Genomic DNA, 20,392 nt, shown 5'->3' with positions numbered 1-20,392 from the left:
GGCCCTGACGTTCGACGCGGCGGTGCTGCGCGGCTACGACAGCGCCTTCGCCGTGGAGGAGGTGGTGCTGCGGACCGGCCCGGCCGACGGCGAGGTCCTGGTCCGGATCGCCGGCTGCGGGATGTGCCGGACCGACCTCGCGGTGCGGGGGTCGGCCGGCCGCTCCCCGCTGCCGGCCGTGCTCGGGCACGAGGGCTCCGGCGTCGTGGTGCAGACCGGCGGCCCGGACACCGGACTGGACCCCGGAGACCACGTGGTGCTGAGCTTCGACTCCTGCGGGCGCTGCCGCACCTGCGCGGCCGGCGCCCCCGCCTACTGCGACTCCTTCGCCGCGCTCAACCTCTTCGGCGGCCGCAGGGAGCACGCGGGCCGGTTCACCGACGCGGCCGGCGGCCCGCTGGCGCCCCGCTGGTTCGGCCAGTCCGCGTTCGCCGAGTACGCGGTGGTCGCCGCGCGCAACACGGTGCGCGTCGACCCGGCGCTGCCGGTCGAACTGCTCGGCCCGCTCGGCTGCGGGTTCCTGACCGGCGCGGGCGCCGTCCTGCACACCTTCCGGGCCGGCCCGGGCGACAGCGTCGTGGTGCTCGGCGCCGGCGCGGTCGGCCTGGCGGCGGTGATGGCCGCGACCGCGGCCGGTGCCACGGTGGTCGCCGTCGACCGGCACCGCGAACGGCTCGCGTCGGCCGAGCGGCTGGGAGCGGTCCCGGTGCCGGCCGCGCCGGCCGGCCTGGCCGCCCGCCTCCGGCGGCTGACCGACGGCGGCGCGGCCTACGCGCTGGACACCACCGCCTCGGCCCGGCTGATCAACGACGCGCTCCAGGCGCTGCGCCCGACCGGCCACCTCGGACTGGTGGCGCGGCTGCACAGCCCGCTGCCGCTGGAGGTGGGGGCACTGGACCGCGGCCGGCGCATCTCCCACATCTGCGAGGGGGACGCGGTGCCGGGCGTGCTGATCCCGCGCCTGATCGGCCTGTGGCAGGCCGGCCGCTTCCCCTTCGACCAACTCATCCGCACCTACCCGCTCGCCGCGGTCAACGACGCCGAACGCGACTGCGACGCGGGACGCGTGGTCAAACCGGTCCTGATCCCGCAGGGCGCGGGCCGGTGACACCGCGGCGCCCCGCCGCCCGCACCAGGCATCCGCCCCGCCCACCGCCCCGCCGCTCGCACTACGCATCCGTCCCTCCCACCGCCCGGAGCACGCACCTGCCCCGCCGCCCGACCCGCCATCCGGCCCCCGCACCCGCCCCGCTCACCGGCCCACCGCGGGCGCGCCGTCCTGCCGGCCCGCCCAGAGCATCCCCGCACACCTGAAGGAGACACATGGTCAGCACGGCACTTCGGAAAACCGGTGGGGAAGACGTCGAGGGAGGCGTCGGCCTGACGGCACTCCTGGTCGCCGCCGCCCGCGCGATCGAGACCCACCGCCTGGACAGCCTCGCCCAGGACGTCTACGCCGAGCACTTCGTGCGGGCCGCGCCGGCCTGCGCCGGATGGCCGGTCCGGATCGGGGAGGTCCCGGACGGCGACACGAACCCGCTGTGGGGGCGGTTCGCGCGCTACTTCGGGCTGCGCACCAGGGTCCTGGACGACTTCCTGCTCAGCTCGGTGCACTCCGGCGGCGCCCGCCAGGTGGTCCTGCTCGGCGCCGGGCTGGACTCGCGCGCCTTCCGGCTGGACTGGCCGGCGGACTGCGCGATCTTCGAACTCGACCGGGAAGGCGTGCTGGCCTTCAAGCACCGGGTGCTGGCCGGCCTCGCGGCCACCCCGCGGGCCACCCGCGTCCCCGTCCCGACCGACCTGCGCGGTGACTGGGTCACGGCGCTGACCGGTGCCGGCTTCGACCCCGCCGTTCCCAGCGTCTGGCTCGCCGAGGGCCTGCTCTTCTACCTGCCCGGTGCCGCCGAGACCTTCCTCATCGAGACCGTGGACCGCCTGACCACCCCCGGCAGCGCCCTCGCGTTCGAGGTGAAGCTCGAACCGGACCTGCTGGAGTACCGCACCAGCCCGCTGTACGTCGCGACGAACCGGCAGATCGGCATCGACCTGCTCACCCTCTTCGACCGGGAGCCGCGCCCCGACTCCGCGGGAGCCCTCGCGGCCATGGGCTGGTCCACGTCCGTCCGCACGCCCTTCGAGTTCAGCCGCGAGCACGGCCGCGGTCCGCTGCCCGAGCCGAACGACGCCCTGGAGGGCAACCGCTGGGTGTTCGCGACCAGGCCGCGTACCTGAGGCGACTCAGCCGAGGCGGCGTACCTGAGGCCGCGTACCTGAGGCGGCGCTCCGACCGGGGCGCCACTGCCGTACGACCACCCAACGGACGCCGATTCCGCCGAGGAACCCGACCGGAAACCGAGCGCTTCCCACGGGCCCGCGCATCCGGCGCCCCGCGCGGCGGGACTCCGCCCGGGCCGCCGGAAACCGGTCGGTGCCGGCTGCACGCGGCGGGGCGGCGGCAAATAGGAATGATTGCGCAAACACCATCGGACAACGGCTCGCCCGCACCCCCGATTTCACCCCCGGCCGCGGCCGCGCGGGGGCAACGTCCCTCGTCCGGGCGTGACTTCGGGTGCGGGCGGGCCGTTGCCCGTGCGGGGCGGGCCGCATTCCGCGATGACACTCCGCCACATTCGGGCGCTGTCCCCGGTATTCGTCACGATGTCGATCCCACCCCCCTTTTCCTCCCCGGGCGGCGCACACACCGAAATACGCCGCCGGATGCCGCGTCGCGATGATCACGCAACCATTACGGTGGCACCGCATCGCGTCCCGACCCCGAAAGGGCGCCGCCGTGCCCTGTGACCTCGGACGTTGTCGCCCCCGGCGCGGTGCGCCGGTCGGCGGCCGCCCGCCGGCGGTCCCGCGCTGATCGTGTGTCGGGCCCCGGGTCGGAGCGGGCGAGGGCGCGCGAAGCCCCTCGTCGGCGGTGCGCAGGCCCCGATTGCGGCCGCCAGGACGCCTCCGCGGATGAGAATGCCACGGATTTTGTCCGCTATGCGTCGTATGGGGAAATTCTCCCCACCGTCAAGGCTTGCCAGATGCGCAATGGTTGCGTAACCATCGGCGTGCGACGACGGACACGTTCGTCTGCTAAGACGTCAGGGGATTTCGACATGGCCAGTAGTGCACCCGCCACGGCGCGGAGCGGCCCGGCGCCCGCGCGTTCCCGCCCGAGAGGGCCCGCGCGGAGCAGGCGCTGGATCGGCTGGGGCTTCGTCGCCCCCTTCGTGGCGGTGTTCGCCCTGGTCTTCCTGGCACCGATCGGCTACTCGATCTACCTGAGCCTGTACCGCAACCAGCTCATCGGCGGCAACCACTTCGTCGGCCTGGACAACTACACCCAGGCGCTGCACGACCACGAGTTCTGGTCGGGCCTGGGCCGGGTCGGCCTGTTCCTGGTCGTGCAGGTGCCCATCATGCTCGGCATCGCGCTGCTGGTGGCGCTGGCCCTGGACAGCGGGCGGCTGTACGGCAGGAACTTCTTCCGGATCTCGATCTTCCTGCCCTACGCGGTGCCGGCCGTGGTCGCCACCCTCATGTGGGGCTTCATGTACGGCAAGCAGTTCGGCCTGGTGCAGAGCATCAACGACCACCTGCACACCTCGATCCCCGACCCGCTCGGCCCGCACTGGGTGCTGGTGAGCATCGGCAACATCGTCACCTGGGAGTTCGTCGGCTACAACATGCTGATCTTCTACGCGGCGCTGCGGGTGGTCCCCTCCTCCCTGTACGAGGCCGCGGCGATCGACGGCGCCGGCCAGTGGCGGGTCATCCGCTCGATCAAGATCCCGGCGATCCGCGGCGCGCTGGTGATCGCGACCGTCTTCTCGACCATCGGCAGCTTCCAGCTCTTCAACGAGCCGAGCATCCTCAAGAGCCTGGCGCCGAACGCGATCACCACCTTCTTCACGCCGAACCTCTACACGTACTCGCTGTCCTTCGGCGGCCGCCAGCACAACTACGCCGCCACGGTCGCGATCCTCATGGGGATCGTCACCATGATCGTCGCCTACGCCGTGCAGTTGCGCGGCATGCGCAAGGAGAACTGAACCGTGGCCGCCGACACCGCCGCCGTCCGCCGCCGGCACCAGCAGCAGGTGCCCCTGCGTGCGCGAAGCCGCGCCCAGCGGCGCGCCTACTCCTCCGACCGGCCGCGGCGCAGCGTGCTGATGACCGTGCTCACCGCCCTGGTGGTGCTGTACACGCTGATCCCGCTGGCCTGGCTGTTCATCAACGCCACCAAGACCCAGCCGAAGCTGATGGACTCCTTCGGCCTGTGGTTCAGCGGCCACTTCGCGCTGTGGGACAACGTCCACCAGACGCTCACCTACGACCACCACATCTTCGTGCGCTGGCTGCTCAACACCCTGCTGTACGTGGTGGTCGGCGCGGGCGGCGCGACGTTCCTGGCGGTCCTGGGCGGGTACGGCCTGGCGAAGTTCGACTTCTCCGGCAAGCGGGCGGTGTTCGCCGTCGTCATCGGGGCGGTCGCGGTGCCCGGCGCGGCGCTGGCCGTCCCGACGTTCCTGATGTTCAGCAAGCTGGGGCTGACCGACACCCCCTGGGCGGTGATCATCCCGTCGCTGATCTCCCCCTTCGGCCTCTACCTGATGTGGGTGTTCGCCTCCGAGGCGATCCCCGACGAGCTGCTGGAGGCCGCCCGCATGGACGGCTCGGGCGAGATCCGCACCTTCTTCCGGATCGCGCTGCCGCTGCTGGCCCCCGGCATCGTCACGGTGCTGCTGTTCACCGTGGTCGCGACCTGGAACAACTACTTCCTGCCGCTGATCATGATCAAGAACCCGCACTGGTACCCGCTCACCATCGGCCTCAACTCCTGGAACGCGCAGGCCGCCACCGCCGGCGGCCAGCCCGTCTTCAACCTGGTGATCACCGGCTCGCTGCTGACGATCATCCCGCTCATCGCGGCCTTCCTCCTCCTCCAGCGGTACTGGCAGTCCGGCCTGGCCGCCGGGAGCGTCAAGGAGTGACCCGTCCCGGGCCGCTCCGGACCACCACGTTCCACGCTTCAGCACCCTCATCACGCACAACGGAGTGACATCAATGAGAACCTCGTCCCTCTCCCGCTTCGCGGGGATGGTGGCCGCGCTCTGCGCCGCCTCGGTCGGTCTGGCCGCCTGCGGCTCGTCCGGTGGTTCCGGCTCGTCCGGCGACAAGACCTCGGCCTCCGACGTCCAGTCCGCGCTGGCCAAGGGAGGGTCGATCACCGTCTGGGCGTGGGAGCCCACCTTGAAGCAGGTCGTCACCGACTTCGAGAAGAAGTACCCGAAGGTGCACGTCAACCTGGTCAACGCCGGCACCGGCAACGACCAGTACACGGCGCTGCAGAACGCCGTCGAGGCCGGCAAGGGCGTCCCTGACGTCGCGCAGATCGAGTACTACGCGCTCGGCCAGTTCGCGCTGTCGAAGTCCCTCACCGACCTGAGCGGCTACGGCGCCAAGGACCTCAAGAGCACCTACTCCACCGGGCCGTGGAACTCCGTCAACGTCGACGGCGGCGTCTACGCGCTGCCGATGGACTCCGGTCCGATGGCGCTGTTCTACAACAAGAAGGTCTTCGACAAGTACAAGTTGCCGGTGCCCACCACCTGGGAGCAGTACCTCGACGACGCCCGCAAGCTGCACAAGGCCGACCCGAAGGCGTACATCGCCAACGACACCGGTGACGCCGGCGAGACCACCAGCCTCATCTGGCAGGCCGGCGGCAAGCCCTACTCGGTCGACGGCAGCAACGTCTCGATCGACTTCTCGAAGGACTCCGGCACCGCCACCTACACCAAGGTGTGGCAGCAGCTCATCTCCGAGCACCTGCTCGCGCCGGTGACCGGCTGGACCGACCAGTGGTACAAGGGCCTGGGCGACGGCACCATCGCCACCCTGGCCACCGGCGCGTGGATGCCGGCCAACTTCGCCTCCGGCGTGAAGGACGCGGCCGGCGACTGGCGGGTGGCCCCGCTGCCGCAGTGGCAGGCCGGCGCGAACGCCAGCGCCGAGAACGGCGGCAGCTCGCTCGCGGTGATGAAGGCCAGCAGCAAGAAGGACCTCGCCTACGCCTTCCTGCAGTACGCGAACCAGGGCGCCGGCGTGCAGACCCGGATCTCCAACGGCGCGTTCCCGGCCACCACCGCGGACCTGGACTCCGCGTCCTTCCAGGACCAGAAGTTCGCCTACTTCGGCGGCCAGCAGGCCAACAAGGTCTTCGCCCAGTCCGCCAAGGACGTGCTGCCGGGCTGGTCCTACCTGCCCTACCAGGTCTACGCCAACTCCGTCTTCAACGACTCCGTCGGCAAGGCGTACACCTCGGGCACGCCGCTGACCTCCGCGCTGGAGGCATGGCAGAACAAGTCGATCTCCTACGGCAAGGAACAGGGCTTCAGCGTCAAGTGACGCCCGCTCAGCAAGGGTGCCGCGGGGCCCGCCTGACGGGCGGTCCCCGCGGCAGCCGGACCCGGCGCCGGGGAAGCCGCCCCGGCCCGGCGACGGCGCCATCCGTAGACTGTGGCATCGGCCATCGTAAGAGCCCGGCCAGCGGGCGAAGGTGCAGGCAGCAAGTGACCGACAGCGAAACAGCCGAGCAGGGCGACACCGCTCGGCTCCGGCCCGGGCCGGCCACCGCCCAGCGGCGGCGCCGCAGCGCGTCGATGGCGGACGTGGCCCGGCTCGCGGGGGTCTCCGCGCAGACCGTCTCCCGGGTGTCCAACGGCGCGCCCGGCGTGGTCGACGCCACCCGCCAGCAGGTGCTGGCCGCGATGAAGGAGCTGGGCTACCGGCCCAACTCCGCCGCCCGGGCCCTCAAGAGCGGCCGGTTCCACACGATCGGCGTCATCCTGTTCAACATCTCCACCACCGGCAACACCCGCACGCTGGAGGCCATCGCGACCTCCGCCGCGGCCGAGGGGTACGCCATCACGCTGCTGCCGGTCGCCGCGGCGACCCAGGACAGCGTGCGCGGCGCGTTCACCCGGATGGGAGAACTCGCCGTCGACGGCATCATCATGCTGATGGAGGCCCACCTGCTGGACGCCTCCACGGTGACGCTGCCGCCGCGAGCCCTGGCCGTCGTCGCCGACTCCAACGCCGGCGACCGCTACCGCGTGGTCGACACCGACCAGGTCGGGGGCGCGCAGGCGGCCGTCCAGCACCTGCTCCAGCTCGGACACGACACGGTCTGGCACGTCGCCGGCCCCGCGGACTCCTACTCCGCGGAGCGGCGGGTCGAGGCGTGGCGCTCGGCGCTCCAGTCCCGGCGCCGCGAGGTGCCCGAACCGCTGCGCGGCGACTGGACGGCCGACTCCGGCTACCGGGCCGGACTCCAGCTCGCCGAGGAACCCGACTGCACCGCCGTCTTCGTCGCCAACGACCAGATGGCGCTGGGCCTCCTGCGGGCCCTGCACGAGCACGGGCTGCGGGTCCCGGAGGACATCAGCGTGGTGGGGTTCGACGACCTGCCCGAGGCCGGCTCCTTCCTGCCCCCGCTCACCACCGTCCACCAGGACTTCTCCGAGGTCGGACGGCGCTGCGTGGAAGAGCTGCTGGCGCAGATACGCAACGACCAGGAGGCGACCGGCACCACGCTGGTGCCCACCCGGCTGGTCACCCGCGCCAGCACCGCCCCTCCGCGCAGCACGCGCTGAGCCGCACCCGCGGCCGACCGACACCGGACCCCCGGTGCGCGCCGGGCCCTTCGGCGCGCCCGGACCGACCCGCGCACACCGATGGTTGCGCAACCATCCCCTTGCTTCGACGACGCTCCCCGGAAGGAGCAGGACCCCATGCCCCAGGAACTGCGGATCGAACCCGACGGTTTCCGGCTCGACGGCGAACCGTTCCGCATCATCTCCGGCGGCCTGCACTACTTCCGGGTCCACCCCGAGCAGTGGGCCGACCGGCTGCGCAAGGCCCGCCTGATGGGCCTGAACACCATCGACACCTACGTGCCCTGGAACCTGCACCAGCCGCGCCCCGGCGCCGAACTGGACCTGGCCGGCATGCTCGACCTGCCCCGGTTCCTCGAACTCGCCGCGGCCGAGGGCCTGCACGTGCTGCTGCGCCCGGGCCCGTACATCTGCGCGGAGTGGGAGGGCGGCGGGCTGCCGTCCTGGCTGCTGGCGCGGCAGGACGTCCGGCTGCGCAGCAACGACGCCGGCTACATGGCCGCCGTCGAGGACTACTTCCGGGCCCTGCTGCCGGTGGTCGCCCCGCACCTGGCGAGCAACGGCGGCCCGGTGCTGGCCGTCCAGGTCGAGAACGAGTACGGCGCCTACGGCGACGACACCGGTCACCTGCGGCGGATCGCCGACCTGCTCCGGGACGGCGGCGTGGACGTGCCCCTGTTCACCTGCGACCAGCCCGGCGACCTCGCCCGCGGCGCCCTGCCCGGCGTGCTCGCGACCGTCAACCTCGGCAGCCGCGCCGCCGCCGGCCTCGCCGCCCTGCGCGCGCACCAGCCGCAGGGGCCGCTGATGGTCGCCGAGTTCTGGAACGGCTGGTTCGACCGCTGGGGCGGCGTCCACGTGGTGCGCGACGCCGCCGACGCGGCCGCCGAACTCGACGCCGTCCTGGCCTCCGGCGCCTCGGTGAACCTCTACATGTTCCACGGCGGCACCAACTTCGGCTTCACCAACGGCGCCAACGACAAGCACACCTACCGGCCCACCGTCACCTCGTACGACTACGACGCGCCGCTCGACGAGGCCGGCGACCCCACCCCGAAGTACGCGGCCTTCCGCGAGGTGATCGCCCGTCACGCGCCCGTGCCGGACGAGGCCGCGCCGCCGCCCGCGAAGAAGCTGAGCGTCCTGGGCGTCACCCTGGACCGCACCGCCCCGCTGCTGGACGGCGCGCCCCTGCTCGGCGACGCCGTCCGCGGCCCGCGCCCGCTGTCCATGGAGGAACTCGGCCAGGACTTCGGGTTCGTGCTCTACGGGACGACGCTCGCCGAGCCGGGACCGGCGGTGCTCTCCCTCCAGGACGTGCGCGACCGCGCCCAGGTGTTCGTCGACGGGCAGCCGGCCGGTGTGCTGGAGCGCGAGGGACACGAGCCGGCGGTGGCCTTCACGGTGCCGCGCGCCGGCGCCCGCCTGGAGGTCCTGGTGGAGAACCAGGGCCGCGTCAACTACGGCCAGGCGCTGCACGACCGCAAGGGCCTGCTCGGCGAGGCGCGGCTGGACGGCGCCGTACTGCGCGACTGGACCAGCCGCCCGCTGCCGCTCACCGCGGCGAGCCTGGAACGGCTGGAGTTCACCGCGGCCGACCGCCCCCCCGTCGGCCCGGCCTTCCACCGCGGCGTGTTCGACGTGGAGACCCCGGCCGACACCTACCTCGACCTGACCGGCTGGACCAAGGGCAACGCCTGGATCAACGGGTTCCCGCTCGGCCGCTTCTGGTCCCGCGGCCCGCAGGCCACCCTCTACGTGCCGGCGCCGGTCCTGCGCGCGGGTGCCAACGAGGTCGTCGTGCTGGAACTGCACACCGCCGCCCGGACCACGGTGGCGCTGCGCGACACGCCCGACCTCGGCCCCGAGGAGGAGTGAGGCGGGCGGGCCGAGGCCGCGGTCACTTGGACTCCAGCCGGCCCAGCGGATGGGAACCGCCGGCCAGCTCGGCCCGCGCCGCGTCCCAGTCGCCGTCGCCGGTGCCCGTCACATGGCGAAGGTAGGCCAGGGTGACGTGCTGGACAAGGGCGAGGCGGTCCGGGTCCTCGTCGGTGGTCTCGGCCGCGCCGTAGCCGGAGATGCCGCCGAGGAAGTGCCGGCCGCCGTACACCGTCAGGAGGCTCCTCGCGCCGGGGCCGAGGGTGTACGGCTCGGCGGTCCAGGCCGGGCCCCGGGTGGACAGCGGCAACTCGTCCCGGTCGCCGGCGACCACCAGCCCCGGCGCGGTGATCGCCGAGAAGTCCTGGCCGACCAGCCAGGGCACGTGCTCGCGGGCGTACGGCGTCAGGTCGTCGCCGCCCCGGCCCGCGGTGGCCAACTGGATGCTCGCCGTGACGCGCGGGTCGGACAGGTCCTGAACCCGTCCGGTCAGCGGGTCGGTGACGCGCTGACCGACGAGGAGGCCGGCGGTCTGACCGCCGAAGGAGTGCCCGGCCGCCACCACCCGGCTCCGGTCCACCCGCCCGGCCAGGCCGGGCAGCGCCGCCTCCAGGGTGCCGAGTTCGTCCAGGACGCGGCGCATGTCCCGCACGCGGTGCAGCCACAGGTTGGGGCGGCGCGGGTCGTCCGGGGCGAGGTCGAGGCGCTTCGCGTCCAGGTGGGTGGGCTGGACGACCACGAATCCGCGCGAGGCCCAGTGGGCGGCCAGCGGCGCGTAGCCGTCGAGGTCCGAGCCGAAGCCGTGCGCGAACAGCACGACCGGCAGGCCGGTGCCGGTGACCGGTGCGCTGACGCGCACGTGCAGGTCGGTGCCGCGGTCCGGCGCCGGCAGTACGACGGGGCCGACCGACACGGCGGCGACGGGGGAGGGGCCGGTCAGACCGGTCGTCTCGTAGCGGGGCATGGGCGCGCTTCTCTCCTCGGGGTCCCGCGCGTGCGGAATGCGGCGGGGCGTGGCTACGCTAAAACCTGACGTTGACGTCAGGGGCAAGATGCCGCGGCCCCCGTCCTGCGGCGGACCGCCGCACCCCGCCGACAGGAGAAGAGATGCGCGTCGGAGAACTCGCCGCCCGGACCGGGGTCAGCGTCCGGGCGCTGCGCTACTACGAGGAACAGCACCTGCTCACCGCCGAGCGCAGCGCCAGCGGGCAGCGCCACTACCCGGACGGTGCGGTCGACCGGGTCCGCCTGATCCAGGAGTTGTACGCCGCCGGGCTGTCCAGCAGGACCATCGTGGAACTCATGCCGTGCGTGGTCGAGGGGCGCGCCACGCCCGAACTGCTTGACCGCCTCGCGGCCGAGCGCGAGCGGGTCGACCGGCGCGTCACCGACCTGCTGCGCACCCGGGACCGGCTCGACGCGGTGATCGGCGGCGCGTCCGGGAACCTGCGCACCGGCGTCTCCTGCCGCGCGCGGTCCGCCGCCGGGGCACCCCCTGCCGAGGCATCCTCCGCCGGGACATCCCCCGACCGGGCCGTTTGACTTAATTGAACGACCGTACAAAGAATGGAGGCGGTCGCCGACGGCGCGTCGCGAGGCGCGCGCCCGTCCCCAGTGAGGAGCACACCCATGTCACGAGTCGTCATCTTCGACGAGACCGGCGGACCCGAGGTCCTGCACGTCGTGGACGAACCGGCCGGCGAACCCGGACCCGGCGAGGTGCGCGTGCGGATCGAGGCGTTCGCGGTCAACCGGCTCGACGCGCTGGTGCGCGCCGGGACCGCCCCGATGCCGGCCCGGCTGCCGCACGCCCGCCTGGGCTGCGAGGGCACCGGCACGATCGACGCGGTCGGCCCTGGCGTCGAGGGACTCGCCGAGGGCGACGCGGTCCTGATCACCGCCGTCCCCGACATGACCGCGGGCGGCACCTACGCCGAGACCGTCGTGCTCCCCGCCGCCAGGGTGATCGAGCGGCCCGCGGGCCTGGGCGCCACCGAGGCGGCCGCGCTGTGGGTGGCGTACTCCACCGCCTACGGCGCGCTCGTGGAGAAGGCCGGGACCCGGCCGGGCGACCACGTCCTGATCACCGCCGCGTCCGGCACGGTGGGCCTGGCCGCCCTCCAGATCGCCCGGCAGATCGGGGCCGTCCCGCTGGCCGTCAGCCGCCACGCGGCGAAGAGGGACGCGCTGCTGGCCGCCGGCGCGGCCGCCGTCGTCGCCACCGACGAGGAGGACGTCGTCGAGGCCACCCGCCGGCACACCGGCGGCGCGGGCGCCGACGTCGTCCTCGACTCCGTCATGGGCCCCGGCCTCGCCGCCCTCGCCAACGCCACCAGGCGCTTCACCGGCACCCTGGTCACCGTCGGCTGGCTCGACCCGCGGCCCGCGCCCTACCCCGGCAACGCCATCACCACCCACCGGTACATGAGCTTCGAGCACACCCTCGACCCGGTCGCGGTACGCCGCATCGCCGCGTTCCTGCGCGCCGGTCTGCGTACCGGGGCGCTGCACCCGGCCGTGGACCGGGTGTTCGCGCTGGAGGACGTCGTGGCCGCCCACCGCTACCTCGAGGAGGGGCAGCAGGGCCCCGGCAAGATCGTGGTGACCGCCGGGTGATCACCAGGTGACCGCACGCCCGGCGCACCGGTGGCCGCCGGTGGCGGAGACTGGTACCCGGCACCGGGGTGCGGCCGGCACCGGCGTCCGGGAAGCGGCGGCCGGGACGGCCGGCGTCCGGGAGAGCCGGCGGCCGCGCACCGGCGGGCCGTGACACACATGGAGGTGGCGATGGCGGGGCGTCCCGTGGACCACGAGCGGCGGGCCGAACTGCTCGACGCGGTCGTGGACCACACGGTGGAGCACGGGTTCAACGACCTGTCCTGGCGGCCGGTCGCGGCCGCCCTCGGGGTCTCGCCGACCACCCTGGTCCACCGCTTCGGCTCCAAGGAGCAGATGCTCCAGGCGGTCCTGGGCCGGCTGCGCGAGCGGATCCTCACCGCTACCGCTACCGCTACCGCTACCGCTACCGCTACCGGCAAGGCCACCGCCCCCGCCGGGCCGGGCGGCCTGGAGGCCGCCGCGCGCGCGGTCTGGCAGCGGACCTCCGACCCCGGCCAGGGCCCCGAGTTCCGGCTGTTCTTCGCGGTCTACGGACGCGCCCTCCAGGACCCGGAGCAGTTCGCGGACTTCCTCGGCCACGTCGTGGCCGACTGGAGCGAGGTCCTGCGGGAGGCACAGGGCCCGGACGCCGACCCGGCACTTGCGGCGCGCACCGCCACCCTCGTCATCGCCACGATCCGCGGCCTGCTGCTCGACCTGCTCGCCACCGGCGACCGGGCGAGGGTCCAGGACGCCGCGGAGGCGTTCCTGGCGACCCTGCGCCCCGCCGGCGGCGCGTCCGGCGACCCGGCAACCGAACCCCCGCCCCGCGCCGGCACACCCGCCACAGGTGACACGGCGTCCGGGTAGGCCCGCCGTTCCGGTCACCCGGAAGGGCGAGGGGCGACGCGGTGGCGGAGACCCCCCGGGCTCTGGTGCGTCGGCCGCGCAAGCGGGCGGGGATGACGCGGTTCCAGCCCGCCGAGCGCGCCGGGTCGGGCGAGCGGACGACCGGCCGGATCGCGAACGACAAGCCGTTCGACCACCCTGCTCGTGCTGCCGGTGCTCGACGACCGACGCGCGCGTGCGAGGCGGGGACCCATGGCCGCCAGGCGGGCAGCGGCAAGGCAGGGTCTCAAGCTCAGGTCCAGGGTGAGACTCAGGTCGAGGGCGGTCTCCGGGGCGGTGCTGCCGGTGGCGGGCGCCTGGCCCTGCTGGCCGCGGCCGCGCTGGCCGCCGCGGCCGCCTCGCGCCCGCTGCCGCGCCTGAGGAACCGTCAGCGCCGCGGCCGCGACGACTGATCCGCGCCTCCCGCGGCGAGGGGCCGTCCACCGGCGGCCGGCGCGGCGGGTCGGACGACGGCGGCCGTCACGTCGGCCGAGCAAGCCCGATGCCACCGGCTCGCACCCCCGACTGAGCGCGGCGGCGACCGCGGCCGTCACACCCCGCTCAGCCGCGCGTCGATCACCGACAGCACGCTCGCGGGATCGGCGTCCAGGAAGAAGTGCCCGCCGGCCATGGCCAGCACCTCGCTTCCCGGACCGCCGAAGGCGGCCCAACCGCGCATGGCGGCCTCGCCGTCGATCGGGTCCTCCTGCCCGTACATCGCGGTCACGGGAACCGTCGTGGGCGCCCCGTGCACGTCCTCCCACAGCTCGGCGAGCCGGATCTGGGCCTGGAGGGACGGGAAGAGCGACCGCATCAGGGCAGGGTGGTCCAGGACGACGGTCGGCGTGCCGCCCAGCTTCCGCAGCGACGCCACGAACCCGTCGTAGGGCTGCTCGTGCATGTAGGGGCGGTCCTGCGGCCACTGCGGGCTGCGGCACCCGCCGACGAACAGCCGCCTGGTGGCGCCCGGATACCGGTCGGCCGCAAGCCGGGCCAGCTCGTAACCGAGCCGCGCGCCGAAGCTGTGCCCGTAGAAGGCGTGCGGCTGCTCCAGGAGCGGTTCGAGCGCGGCGAAGGCGTCGGCGGTGAGAGCCGTCCAGTCCTCGTGCGGCTTCTCGCTGATCCGGTGGCCCTGGCCGGGCAGCGCGACCGCGACGACCTCAATGCGCGGGTCCAGCGCCTCCGCCCACGTGTGGAAGGAGTGCGGGCTGCCGCCCGCGTAGGGCAGGCAGAACAGCCGGATGCCCGGGGGCACGGGCGGCTCCCCGAACGTCAGCACCCAGGGGTTGCCGGACTCCACCATCTCCGGACCTTCCACATAGTCCACGGTTGTGTCGCGGAGGACGCCCTCGGCGATCTCCCGCAGCTCTCGGCGGACAGGTCGTCCGGCAGCAGCGAGTCCTCACCGTACCGTTGCCGGGACCGGACGATCAGTAGCATCGCCGGGAGCGAAGCGCCGTCATCCGCGCGGGAACCGGCGCTCGCGCCCGCCCGCCCCGCGCCCCGCGTCGTTCGGCCGGTCCCGGCCGCGCCAGGTGTGCCGACGGCTCCCGGCCCGGCCTGCGTTGAACCGCCCTGACGAGGCGTCACCTCCGCTCACGGGCGGGCGGACGGCCCGCGCCGCCCCATCGCCCTGCGCCGCCGAGCCGTCCCTGCGCCGCCCCACCGTCCCGCGCCGCCGCGCCGCCCGGCCGGCGGCAAATGTGGGTGGCCAGCACCCATGCCGTCGGGTGCCCTGCCGGGTTCCAATCAGGCGGGTGCCTGGCCTGGTGCCCGGACCGTCTCGTATCCGGTCGGCGGACCGGCCTCACCGGCCGCACCGGAGGGTGAGGGAGGTTGCGGCGGTGACGCAGCAGGTGCTGGGTGAGGGCGTGGCCGCGAAGCGCCCGCTGGCGATGCCCTGGGAGCGGCGGGGGCGCGCGGCCCTGGAAGGCGCGTGGTGGGCGCGGGCGCTGCGCCTGGACGAGCGCTGCGCGGCCGGTGTCCCCGCGGTGGACCTGGCCGAGGGCACGGACGCCCGACGGCTGGCGGACCTGCGGATGGCGCGCTGGCGCGCGGCCTTCGCCGACCTGGCCGCCGACACGGTGGACCGCCAGGCCGCCGCGTACGGCTGCACGCCGGTGGACCTGTGGCGGCTGCTGGGGGAACCGCCGGAGGACCTGGCACGGCGGGTCCCCCGGCCCGGGTGGGCGCGGGACGTGGAGCGGGTGGCCGCCTCCGCGGGAGACGGCCGGGGCGAGGGCGAGGGGCCGGAACCCGCCTGGGGGACGGGCTGGCAGCGGGACTTCGCCCGGATCCTGGACCCGTTCGTGTGTGAGGCCGTACGCCTGTTCCACGCCGCGGTCGGCGCGGACATCGGCACCGAAGCCGCCACCGGCACGGACATCGCCACCGCCGCCACCACCGGCACCCGCGACCGTGCCGCCGAGGAGGCGCGCCGCGCGGACCTCCCCGCGGTCGTCGCGTCGGTACGGCGCGAGGCGGCACGGCAGTCGGTCCAGTTGGCGATGCGGGTCCTCGTCATGGAGCTGAACGTCCTGCGGGTGACGGGCCGGCTGGAGGGCGACACGCCCGAAGCGCGGTTCGCGTCGTTCGTCCGCCACTTCCGCCGCCCCGAGGGACTCGCCGAACTGCTGGACGAGTACGCGGTGCTGGCGCGGTCGCTGGTCGCCGCCGCGGAACGGGTCGCGCAGGTGCACGCCGAGTTCCTCCGGCGGCTCGCCGCCGACCGTCCGTCGCTCGCCGCGGAGCTGTTCGGCGGAACGGACCCGGGCCCGCTGGCCGCCCTCGACCTCGGACGGGGGGACACCCACGCCGGCGGCCGGTCCGCGGGGATCGCCACCTTCGCGTCGGGCGCGCGCGTCGCGTACAAGCCGCGCCCCGCCGCCCTGCACCGGCACGTGGCCGAGGTGGTGGAGCGGTGCAACGCCGTGCTGCCGGCGGGGACGGAACTGCGGGTGCCGGCCGTCGTGGACCGCGGGGACCACGGCTGGAGCGAGTTCATCACGGCGGCGCCGTGCCCGGACGCCCCGGCGGCGGCGCGGTACTTCCGGCGGCAGGGCGCGCTGCTGGCGGTGCTGCACGTCCTGGGCGGCGTCGACTTCCACTTCGAGAACCTGATCGCGGCGGGGGACCGGCCGGTACCGATCGACCTGGAGACGCTGCTGTGCGCCGACCTGCCGCGCCCGTCCGGCAGCGGGGTCCACGACACCGATCCCGCGGCGCACGCGTACCGCGAGTCGGTGGGCCGGGTGGGGCTGCTGCCGGCGGTGATCGTGGGCGCGGACGGGCAGGCGTTCGACGCGGGCGGGATGGGAGGCGGCGCCGACGCCGCCCTGCCGTACCGGATCGCGGGATGGGCGGGCGCCGGCACGGACACCATGCGCCTGGAGCGGGTCACGCCGGTCCTGCGCGACGCGGCGAACCGCCCCCGGCTGGACGGTGTGGAACTGGACGCGGTGCGCTACGCCGCCGACCTGCTCGCGGGCTACCGCGGCTGCTACGAGGCGCTGGCCCCGTCGGCGGCCGGACTCCTCGCGCCGGAGCGGTTCGCCGCCGACCCCGTGCGGGTGATCCCGCGCCCCACCCACGAGTACTCGGTGCTGCTCGCCGAGACCACCCATCCCGACGTGCTGCGGGAGGCACTGGACCGCGAGCAGGTGTACGCGGTGCTGTGGGCCAGGGGCGCCGCCGACCCGCTCCGCGCGCGCCTGACCCGGTTCGAGGTGGCCGACCTGTGGGCCGGCGACGTCCCGCTCTTCACGACGCTGGCCGGGGAGCGCGAGGTCCGGGCGGCGGACGGCACCCCGGTGGGGGAACTGCTGCCGGAGTCCGGGGTGGACCTGGTCCGCCGTACCCTCGGCGCCCTGGGCGGCCGCCACCTGGCCGAGCAGGAGTGGATCATCGCGGCCCAGTTGGCGACCCGCGCCGACACCGGGGCGGGACCCGAGGGGAGGGCCGCCGAACGGGCCGGGGTCCCCGCGTCCCCCGTGCCGGCGCCAGGGGGACCGGCGGACCTGGCGGAGCGGGCGCTGGCCCAGGCGGACGCCATCGCGGACCGGCTGTCGGCGACGGCCTACCGCGACGGCCCCCGGGTGGGCTGGCTGGGGCTGGACCTGGCGGAAGACACCCGCTGGTCGGTGCGCCCGCTCGGCATGGACCTCTACAACGGGTACGGCGGGGTCGCGCTGTTCCTGGCCCAGCTCGCCGCGGTCACCGGTGAGGAGCGGCGCGCGGCGCAGGCCCTAGCCGCGCTGGCGCCCGTGGCGGGCCGGGCGCGGGAACTGCTGGCGGACCCCGACGGGCAGGACCCCGAGGGACTGCCCGGCGCCTTCACCGGAGCCGGCGGCCTCGCCTACGTCCTGGCGGCGTGCGGGAAACTGCTCGGCGGCACGGCGGCGGCGGACGCCGCGGCTCTGGCGGGTCCCCTGCTGGAGATGATCCGGCGCGGGCTGGGCCCGGAGGCGGGACACGACGTCATCAGCGGCATCGCCGGCTGCCTCGCGGTGGCCGAGGCGCTGGCCGGTGAGGCGGACGAGGGCGCGGCGGGGGAGCAGGCCGGGGAGCGGGCCGGGGCGCCGGGGGGGAAGGCCGCCGCGCGGGCGGGCGGCCTCGGGCGCGCCGCCCGCGCGCTCGCTGAGCGGTGCGTCGAGGTGCTGCTGGCCGGCGCCGTTCCCGAGGACGGCCACCTGTCCTGGCCGGGCCCGGACGGCCGCGCCCTGCTGGGTTTCTCGCACGGCGCATCCGGCATCGGCTGGGCGCTGCTCCGGCACGCCCGGCGCAGCGGCGACCAGGAGGCGGCCGCCGCAGCGCGGCGCGCCTTCGCGTTCGAGCGCGCGGGCTTCGACCCGCGCACGGGCAACTGGCCCGACCGCCGCTACGACCCGCCGGGGAACCTGTTCGCGTGGTGCCACGGCGCGCCGGGCGTGGGCCTGGCGCGGGCGGCCGCCGCCGACCCGGGCGACGAGGACGCGCGGGCGGACCTGCGGCGCGCGCTGGCCGGCACGGCCGCCTTCAGGAGGCAGGGCAACGACAGCCTGTGCCACGGCGAGTCGGGCAACCTCGAACTGTTCGCCGCGGCGCGCGACCTGGGCTGGGAGCGGGGCCGCCTGGAATGGCGCGAGCGGGCCGCCGCGCTGGTCGCCCGCATCGAGCGGAACGGCCCGGTCTGCGGGACCCCGGGCGGCATCGCGACTCCCGGCCTCATGACCGGCCTGTCCGGAGTCGGCCACGGGCTGCTGCGCGTGGCCGCTCCCGACCGGGTCCCCCCGGTCCTCCTGCTCCCGCCGGTGTGACCGGCGGGCCGCGGAGGGCGCGCGGGTGCGCCCTCCGCGGGGCTCCCCGTCCGGCACGGGCGGGGAGCGGTGGTTACCGACGAGAAGGGAAGTGAGAGCTGTGGAGAACGACATCGTGCGCGCCTGGAAGGCGTACGCCGAGCCGGGTGTGGCCGTGAGCGGTCCGCTGGAGGCGCTGGACGTCCGGGACGTCGTCAAGGGCGGTGGCGTCATCGGGAGCTGGGAGGGCACGTTCAGCTGCTGCGACACCACCATCTGCGCGGGCTGCACCGGCTTCTGACCGTCGGGGCGGCCGCTGTGAGCCGCCCCCCGCGCGACTGACGAGAAGGGAGGTGACACCCATGGAGAACGACATCGTGCGCGCCTGGAAGGCGTACGCCGAGCCCGGCGTGGCCGGCGGCGGTCCGCTTCAGGCGCTCGACGTCCAGGACGTCGTCCAGGGCGGGAGCGTCGTGGCGAGCTGGCAGGGCTCGTTCAGCTGCTGCGACACCACGCTGTGCTCGGACTGCTCGATCAACTGATCGTCCGGCGGCTCGCGGGCCCCGCCCCGGTGACGGGACGGGGCCCGTACGCGTCCTCCCCGGTGGACGCGCCGGGCGTCTCATCGACGTATGGTTGACATGTCATCCAGTTGGGTTATGGTGGTTGAAGATTGAACCGCAGGGTGGCCGTCCGGCCATCCGGAAGCAGCAAGGAGCGTGTCATGGGACAGTTGGACGGCAGGACGGCCGTGGTCACCGGCGGTACGAGCGGGATCGGGCTCGCCGCGGCGGAGCGCTTCGCCCGGGAGGGCGCGCACGTCTACGTCACGGGGCGCCGCAAGGACTCCCTGGACCGGGCGGTCGCGCAGATCGGCGGGAACGTGACGGCCGTCCAGGCCGACAGCGCCGACCTCGCGGACCTCGACCGGCTCTACGCCACCGTCGCCGAGGCCGGGCACCGTATCGACGTGCTGTTCGCCAACGCCGGCGGCGGCGCGTTCGCCAGGCTGGAGGACGTGACCGAGGAGCACTTCGAGGCGACGTTCGGCACGAACGTCAAGGGGACGCTGTTCACCGTCCAGAAGGCGCTTCCGCTCCTGGTGGACGGGGCGTCGGTGATCCTGACCGGCTCGACCGCGGCCGCGGTCGGCAGCGAGGCGTTCGGCGTCTACGGCGCGTCCAAGGCGGCCATCCGCTCCTTCGCCCGGACCTGGGCGAACGAGCTGCGCGGCCGCGGCATCCGCGTCAACACGATCTCCCCCGGACCGATCACGACCCCCGGGCTCAACGGCCTGGCCCCCGACGAGGAGCAGGCCGCCCAACTGCGCGAGACGCTCGCCGCCGGGGTCCCGCTGGGCCGTATGGGGCGGCCCGAGGAGGTCGCGAGCCTCGCGCTCTTCCTCGCCACGGCGGAGTCCAGCTTCATCACCGGCACCGAGATGTACGTCGACGGTGGCGCCAACCAGGTCTGAGCGCCCGCGCGGCGGGGCGAAGGGCGCGGGCGTGCCGGCGGCCCCCCTCTCGTACGATGCGTGCATGGACACGGCACCGCGTTGGCTCACCCCGGTCGAGGAGCGCGCGTGGCGGGGCATGATGCGGATGCACGATCTGGTGGTGAGCGAGGCCGGCCGGGTCATGCAGGAGGAGTTCGGGCTGTCGGGCGCCGACTACGCGGTGCTGGCCGAGTTGAGCCGCCTCCGCGACGGCCGGCTGCGCATCCTCGAACTCACCAAGGTGCTCGGGTGGGAGAAGAGCCGGGTGTCCCACCACCTCGGGCGGATGGTCAAGCGCGGCCTGCTGGCCCGCGAGGAGTGCGCGGAGGACGGACGCGGGGCGTACGTGGCGGTCACTCCCGAAGGCCGTGCGGCGATAGAGGCGGCCGCGCCCCGGCACGTGGAGGACGTCCGGCGGCTGCTGCTGGACCACCTCACCCCGGGCCAGATCACGATGCTGGCCGAGATATCCGAGACGGTCATCGGAAAGAGCGCCACGGACCGCTGACCCGGGCCGCCGCGGTCGCGGCGGGTCGGAGTTCCCCGGCCGTATATAGATGACGCGTCATCCAAAGCGGGTTCGG

General features: G+C 74.4%; 18 protein-coding genes. 16 read left to right on the top strand and 2 right to left on the bottom strand.

From position 1 onward, the window contains the following. Positions 1 to 4: 4 nt before the first annotated feature. From RVR_RS00200 to RVR_RS00170, 7 genes are all read left to right on the top strand, one after another. The gene (locus RVR_RS00200; RefSeq protein WP_202238271.1) at positions 5 to 1,108 is read left to right on the top strand and encodes an NAD(P)-dependent alcohol dehydrogenase; all 1,104 of its coding nucleotides are present in this window, start codon (positions 5 to 7) and stop codon (positions 1,106 to 1,108) included. 215 nt (positions 1,109 to 1,323) lie between these two features. Beyond that, positions 1,324 to 2,232, top strand: coding sequence for an SAM-dependent methyltransferase (locus RVR_RS00195; protein ID WP_202231823.1), 909 nt, complete (start codon positions 1,324 to 1,326; stop codon positions 2,230 to 2,232). 881 nt (positions 2,233 to 3,113) lie between these two features. Continuing rightward, complete coding sequence (locus RVR_RS00190) at positions 3,114 to 4,049, top strand: carbohydrate ABC transporter permease (RefSeq protein WP_202231822.1); 936 nt, start codon at positions 3,114 to 3,116, stop codon at positions 4,047 to 4,049. A 48-nt stretch (positions 4,050 to 4,097) separates the two neighbouring features. Continuing rightward, positions 4,098 to 4,991, top strand: coding sequence for a carbohydrate ABC transporter permease (locus RVR_RS00185; protein WP_237405188.1), 894 nt, complete (start codon positions 4,098 to 4,100; stop codon positions 4,989 to 4,991). 73 nt (positions 4,992 to 5,064) lie between these two features. Further along, entirely contained in the window at positions 5,065 to 6,408 is a 1,344-nt protein-coding gene (locus RVR_RS00180) for an ABC transporter substrate-binding protein (protein ID WP_202231821.1), read from the top strand. 254 nt (positions 6,409 to 6,662) lie between these two features. Continuing rightward, entirely contained in the window at positions 6,663 to 7,655 is a 993-nt protein-coding gene (locus tag RVR_RS00175; RefSeq protein WP_202238269.1) for a LacI family DNA-binding transcriptional regulator, read from the top strand. 138 nt (positions 7,656 to 7,793) lie between these two features. Beyond that, a complete protein-coding gene (locus tag RVR_RS00170; RefSeq protein ID WP_202231820.1) occupies positions 7,794 to 9,554 on the top strand; it encodes a glycoside hydrolase family 35 protein in 1,761 nt (586 codons plus the stop codon). Positions 9,555 to 9,576: 22 nt separating this feature from the next. On the opposite strand, the gene RVR_RS00165 is transcribed toward RVR_RS00170, so the two are convergent. Then, entirely contained in the window at positions 9,577 to 10,518 is a 942-nt protein-coding gene (locus RVR_RS00165; protein WP_202231819.1) for an alpha/beta hydrolase family protein, read from the bottom strand. 143 nt (positions 10,519 to 10,661) lie between these two features. Between RVR_RS00165 and RVR_RS00160 the strand changes: the two genes are divergently transcribed. The 4 genes from RVR_RS00160 to RVR_RS00145 all read left to right on the top strand — a co-directional run bounded on the left by RVR_RS00160 (position 10,662) and on the right by RVR_RS00145 (position 13,453). Further along, a complete protein-coding gene (locus RVR_RS00160; RefSeq protein ID WP_202231818.1) occupies positions 10,662 to 11,096 on the top strand; it encodes a MerR family transcriptional regulator in 435 nt (144 codons plus the stop codon). Positions 11,097 to 11,183: 87 nt separating this feature from the next. Beyond that, positions 11,184 to 12,170 carry a zinc-dependent alcohol dehydrogenase family protein gene (locus tag RVR_RS00155; protein ID WP_202231817.1) on the top strand — a complete coding sequence of 329 codons (987 nt, stop codon included), beginning with the start codon at positions 11,184 to 11,186 and terminating at the stop codon, positions 12,168 to 12,170. 171 nt (positions 12,171 to 12,341) lie between these two features. Further along, positions 12,342 to 13,022: a TetR/AcrR family transcriptional regulator gene (locus RVR_RS00150; protein ID WP_202231816.1), complete on the top strand. Its 681-nt coding sequence runs from the start codon at positions 12,342 to 12,344 to the stop codon at positions 13,020 to 13,022. Between the two features lie 41 nt (positions 13,023 to 13,063). Then, positions 13,064 to 13,453, top strand: a complete 390-nt coding sequence (locus tag RVR_RS00145; protein WP_237404480.1) for a hypothetical protein — start codon at positions 13,064 to 13,066, stop codon at positions 13,451 to 13,453. Positions 13,454 to 13,590: 137 nt separating this feature from the next. Here the strand turns inward: RVR_RS00145 and RVR_RS00140 are convergent, their stop codons facing one another. Further along, a complete protein-coding gene (locus tag RVR_RS00140) occupies positions 13,591 to 14,358 on the bottom strand; it encodes a thioesterase II family protein (protein WP_202231814.1) in 768 nt (255 codons plus the stop codon). Positions 14,359 to 14,884: 526 nt separating this feature from the next. Between RVR_RS00140 and lanM the strand changes: the two genes are divergently transcribed. From lanM to RVR_RS00115, 5 genes are all read left to right on the top strand, one after another. Next, a complete protein-coding gene (gene lanM, locus RVR_RS00135; protein ID WP_202231813.1) occupies positions 14,885 to 18,334 on the top strand; it encodes a type 2 lanthipeptide synthetase LanM family protein in 3,450 nt (1,149 codons plus the stop codon). Between the two features lie 100 nt (positions 18,335 to 18,434). Beyond that, entirely contained in the window at positions 18,435 to 18,614 is a 180-nt protein-coding gene (locus tag RVR_RS00130) for a hypothetical protein (protein ID WP_202231812.1), read from the top strand. 61 nt (positions 18,615 to 18,675) lie between these two features. Then, a complete protein-coding gene (locus RVR_RS00125; protein ID WP_202231811.1) occupies positions 18,676 to 18,855 on the top strand; it encodes a hypothetical protein in 180 nt (59 codons plus the stop codon). Between the two features lie 182 nt (positions 18,856 to 19,037). Further along, on the top strand, positions 19,038 to 19,787 hold the full coding sequence (locus tag RVR_RS00120) for an SDR family oxidoreductase (protein ID WP_202231810.1): 750 nt from the start codon (positions 19,038 to 19,040) through the stop codon (positions 19,785 to 19,787). Positions 19,788 to 19,851: 64 nt separating this feature from the next. Further along, positions 19,852 to 20,316 carry a MarR family winged helix-turn-helix transcriptional regulator gene (locus RVR_RS00115; RefSeq protein ID WP_237404479.1) on the top strand — a complete coding sequence of 155 codons (465 nt, stop codon included), beginning with the start codon at positions 19,852 to 19,854 and terminating at the stop codon, positions 20,314 to 20,316. Positions 20,317 to 20,392: the final 76 nt, after the last annotated feature.

The sequence above is a fragment of the Streptomyces sp. SN-593 genome, assembly GCF_016756395.1.
GTDB lineage: Bacteria > Actinomycetota > Actinomycetes > Streptomycetales > Streptomycetaceae > Actinacidiphila > Actinacidiphila reveromycinica.
This window is presented reverse-complemented; position numbering and strand designations above follow the sequence as displayed.